The organism is Thauera phenylacetica B4P (assembly GCF_000310225.1).
Taxonomy (GTDB): domain Bacteria; phylum Pseudomonadota; class Gammaproteobacteria; order Burkholderiales; family Rhodocyclaceae; genus Thauera; species Thauera phenylacetica.
Genome location: NZ_AMXF01000309.1, coordinates 1 through 3,842 on the forward strand (window position 1 = coordinate 1; position 3,842 = coordinate 3,842).

The 3,842-nt window shown below is 70.2% G+C and carries 4 protein-coding genes; all 4 read right to left on the reverse strand.

Features of this window, described 5'->3' with window-relative positions; genetic code table 11:
- Positions 1 to 253: 253 nt before the first annotated feature.
- The gene (locus tag C667_RS20975) at positions 254 to 1,438 is read right to left on the reverse strand and encodes an O-succinylhomoserine sulfhydrylase (RefSeq protein WP_004382237.1); all 1,185 of its coding nucleotides are present in this window, start codon (positions 1,436 to 1,438) and stop codon (positions 254 to 256) included.
- Positions 1,439 to 1,470: 32 nt separating this feature from the next.
- The gene (gene purF / locus C667_RS20980) at positions 1,471 to 3,015 is read right to left on the reverse strand and encodes an amidophosphoribosyltransferase (protein WP_004382239.1); all 1,545 of its coding nucleotides are present in this window, start codon (positions 3,013 to 3,015) and stop codon (positions 1,471 to 1,473) included.
- A 10-nt stretch (positions 3,016 to 3,025) separates the two neighbouring features.
- Complete coding sequence (locus C667_RS20985) at positions 3,026 to 3,517, reverse strand: CvpA family protein (protein ID WP_004382241.1); 492 nt, start codon at positions 3,515 to 3,517, stop codon at positions 3,026 to 3,028.
- Between the two features lie 7 nt (positions 3,518 to 3,524).
- Positions 3,525 to 3,842 (reverse strand): SPOR domain-containing protein (locus C667_RS20990; protein WP_004382242.1); only part of this gene is annotated, 318 nt, incomplete at its 5' end.

A 3,842-nucleotide genomic window follows, 5' to 3' on the forward strand; every position in this document is an offset into this window, starting at 1 on the left:
CGCCCTGTTCGCGCCTGCCGGCGCTCCTACATTGGCTTGGCGCTTGCTGGGCCGCCATCCGCGCGACGTTTCAAGGAGCGGCGGCCGCCGCGAATTGGGCGGTCACGCCCTCGCCGACGCTGGTCGCGTGCGGCAACGGCCAAATTCGTGCCTGCCGGCGCTCCTGCAGAGGGATATCGCGCATCTCGGGCGCCGGGCGATCCCGGCGGTTGGACGTCATCGGCAGCGCCGGGGCGGTCCCGACGCGGCGGGCTCAGCCCGCCAGCCCGCGGGCGAGGTCGGCCTTGAGGTCGTCGATGTCTTCCAGGCCCACGGCGATGCGCAGCAGGCCGTCGCCGATGCCGGCGGTGGCGCGGGCTTCGGCGCTGATGCGGCCGTGGGTGGTGGTGGCGGGGTGGGTGATGGTGCTCTTGGTGTCGCCAAGGTTGGCGGTGATCGAGATCAGGCGGGTGGCGTCGACCACCTTCCACGCCGCGTCGCGGCCGCCCTTGACGTCGAAGCTGACGATGGCGCCGCCGCTCTTCTGCTGGCGCATCGCCAGCGCGTGCTGCGGGTGGGACTCCAGCCCGGGGTAGTACACCCGCGCGATCCCGGGCTGGGCCTCGAGCCAGCGCGCGAGCTCGAGCGCGCTCGCCGACTGCGCCTCCATGCGGATGCGCAAGGTTTCCAGGCCCTTGAGGATGACCCAGGCGTTGAAGGGCGACAGGGTCGGGCCGGCGGTGCGCAGGAACTTGAACACCTCGTCGGTGATCGCCTTGCTGCCGACCACCGCGCCGCCGAGCACCCTGCCCTGGCCGTCGAGGTACTTGGTGGCCGAATGCACGACGACGTCGGCGCCGAGCTCGAGCGGGCGCTGCAGCGCCGGCGTGCAGAAGCAGTTGTCGACCGCGAAGATCACCCCCGCGGCGCGCGCGATCGCCGCCACGCCGGCGATGTCGATGACCTCGGTGAGCGGGTTGGACGGCGTCTCGGTGAAGAAGAGCCGGGTGCGCGGGGTGATCGCGGCGCGCCAGGCGTCGAGGTCGGTGGCCGGCACGAAGGTGGTGGTGATGCCGAACTTCGACAGGATGCCGCCGAAGAGCTGCTGGGTGGCGCCGAACAGGCCGTTGGAGGCCACCACGTGGTCGCCCGCCTGCATGGTCGCCATCGCCAGCGACAGGATCGCCGACATGCCCGAGGCGGTGGCGATGCAGTCCTCGCCGCCTTCGAGCGCGGCGAGCCGGGTCTGCATGGCAGTCACGGTCGGGTTGGAGAAGCGCGCGTAGACGTAGCCCTCCTCCTCGCCCGAGAAGCAGGCGGCGGCCTGCGCGGCGCTGCCGAAGACGAAGCTCGAGGTGAGGTACATGGCCTCGCCGTGCTCGCGGAACTGCGTGCGCTCGGTGCCGGCGCGCACGGCCAGGGTGTCGGGGTGAAGCTCGGACGGAAGGGGGCGGTTCATCGTGATCGTGCCTGGACTGTTCTGGGAGCGGCTCAGCGCTCGGCGTCGGAGGCGAGGTTGAGGTCGAGCTGGCCGTCGTCCCCGTCGTCCTGGTCGTTGTGGTCGTTCTTGCCCGGCTTGGCTTCGCTGCGCTGGTTCTCGACGCCGTTGAGGTACTCCACGGTGATGTCGCCGGTGATGTACTGGCCGTCGAAACAGGAGGTCTCGAAGAACTGCAGCGAGGGGTTGAGCGCGCGCACCGAGGCCTTGAGGTCGTCGAGGTCCTGGTAGATGAGGCCGTCGGCGCCGATCTCGCGGGCGATCTCCTCTTCGCTGCGGTCGGAGGCGATCAGCTCGCCGCGGGTGGGCATGTCGATGCCGTAGACGTTGGCGTAGCGCACCGGCGGCGCGGCCGAGGCGAGATAGACCTTGGTGGCCCCCGCCTCGCGCGCCATGTTGACGATCTCCTTGCTGGTCGTGCCGCGCACGATGGAGTCGTCGACCAGCAGCACGCTCTTGCCCTTGAACTCCTGGTGGATGGTGTTGAGCTTCTGGCGCACCGACTTCCGCCGCGTGGCCTGGCCCGGCATGATGAAGGTGCGGCCGATGTAGCGGTTCTTGACGAAGCCCTCGCGGAAGGGCAGGTCTAGCCGGTCGGCCATCTGCATCGCCGAGGGGCGGCTGGAGTCGGGGATGGGGATCACCACGTCAATGTGCACGTTTGGCATGGTGCGGCGCATCTTGTCGGCGAGGTACTCGCCCATCTTCATGCGCGACTCGTACACCGACACGCCGTCGATGATCGAATCGGGCCGCGCCAGGTAGACGAACTCGAACATGCACGGCGCGTGCACCGTGCGCGCCGCGCACTGGCGGCTGTGGAAGCGGCCCCCGGTATCGACCAGTACCGCCTCGCCCGGCGCGACATCGCGCAGCAGGCGGAAGCCGAGCACATCGACCGCCACCGACTCCGAGGCCACCAGCCACTCGGTGCCGGCCTCGCAGTCGTTGCGGCCGATCACCAGCGGGCGGATGCCGTAGGGGTCGCGGAAGGCGAGCAGGCCGTAGCCGGCGATCATCACCACGACCGCGTAGGCGCCGCGGCAGCGCCGATGCACCCCGGCGACCGCGGTGAAGATGGCCTCCTCGTCGATCTTGAGCCCCTTGCAGGCGGCCTGCAGCTCGTGCGCGAACACGTTGAGCAGCACCTCGGAGTCGCTGCTGGTGTTGATGTGGCGCAGGTCGGACAGGAACATCTCGCGCTTGAGCGCTTCCGAGTTGGTCAGGTTGCCGTTATGCGCCAGCAGCAGGCCGAAGGGCGAGTTGACGTAGAAGGGCTGCGCCTCGGCGGCGTTGTAGGCCGAGCCCGCGGTCGGGTAGCGCACGTGGCCGATGCCCCAGTTGCCCTCCAGGTTGCGCATGTTGCGCGTACGGAACACATCGCGCACAAGGCCCGAGCCCTTGTGCATGTGGAAGCGCCCGCCCTCCGAGGTGGCGATGCCCGCCGCGTCCTGGCCGCGGTGCTGCAGCACCTGGAGGCCGTCGTAGAGCAGTTGGTTGACCAGGGAGGTGGCGACGACACCGAGAATTCCGCACATGGATTGAGGCCTATCTGAATCGAATCTTGTCGGCTACCTCTACAGGCAGCCAGGGTTTGGCGGCGATCACCGCCGACTCCAGCGGCGCCGAGAACAGCGCGTCGCGCCACCACGGCTCCTTGGACACACCGGCGAGCCCGCCGATCAGCACTACCACGAAGGCGACCGCCAGCCCGCGCGCGATGCCGAAGAGCGCGCCGAAGAAGCGGTCGGTGGCGCCCAGCCCGGCGGCGCGCAACAGCTCGCGCAGCAGGTAGCGCAGCAGCGCGGCGAGGACCAGCACGCCGACCACGACCAGCGCGCCACCAGCGACCTGGCGCCACATCGGCTCGACGATCATGCCGGTGAACACCTCGGCCGCATCTCCGTTATAGCGCCATGCGGCGAAGAGCGCTGCCGCCCACGCCAGCACCGCCATGACCTCGCTGACCAGGCCGCGCCACATGCCGATGAGCGCGGAAAAAGCGAGCAGGCCAAGGAAGACGTAGTCGAAGACGGTCATGGGGAAATCAGCGCGCCTGCAGCACCGCCGCATGACCGGCGGACTTGAGGCGGGCTGCGGTGGCGTCGGCCTCGGCGCGCCCGGCGACCGGGCCGACACGCACCCGCGTGACGTTGCCGGCGCGCTCGGTGTAGGCCGAGAAGCCGCGCGCGCGCAGGTCGTCGACCAGCTTCGCGGCCTTGCCGGCGTCACTGAAGGCGCCGATCTGCAGCACGTAGGTGTCGCCGCGCGCGGGCGAGGCCTTGCCCTCGATGAGCGCGCGCAGGCGGGCCTCTTCGTCGGCGGAGGGGCGGCGCGGCTCGGGGGTCGCCGCGGGCGCGGGCGG

Bases quoted from the DNA above. Each gene is read 5' to 3' on its own strand.
- C667_RS20975 (WP_004382237.1), bottom strand. From the start codon at position 1,438: ATGAACCGCCCCCTTCCGTCCGAGCTTCACCCCGACACCCTGGCCGTG.
- C667_RS20985 (WP_004382241.1), bottom strand. From the start codon at position 3,517: ATGACCGTCTTCGACTACGTCTTCCTTGGCCTGCTCGCTTTTTCCGCG.
- purF (WP_004382239.1), bottom strand. From the start codon at position 3,015: ATGTGCGGAATTCTCGGTGTCGTCGCCACCTCCCTGGTCAACCAACTG.